The 249-nt window shown below is 45.4% G+C and carries 1 protein-coding gene; it reads right to left on the reverse strand.

The features are described from left to right. Nucleotides 1–249, reverse strand: a 249-nt coding sequence (locus tag ETC02_RS17400; RefSeq protein WP_171698518.1) for an IS66 family transposase, incomplete at both ends; no start/stop codon positions are given.

Genomic DNA, 249 nt, shown 5'->3' on the forward strand with positions numbered 1-249 from the left:
TCCCATTGATGCGCAAACTCGTTTCATCGACATGCAGGATGTTGGATTCAAGTAAGGCGTCTTCGATGATGTCCATATTTGATTCCAGCGCTTCGCGTCCTCGTTTCACCATATTGGCAAGGGTTCCCGTACTAATCGAGTGTTGATATAACGCTTCGATTGTATCACTTAAACGCTTGTACGGGATCAATTGGATATGATGTAAATAAACAACGAGCGCCGTGAGCCGTGGACCGTATTGCACATGAT

Source organism: Geobacillus sp. DSP4a, from assembly GCF_013096875.1.
Taxonomy (GTDB): domain Bacteria; phylum Bacillota; class Bacilli; order Bacillales; family Anoxybacillaceae; genus Geobacillus; species Geobacillus thermophilus.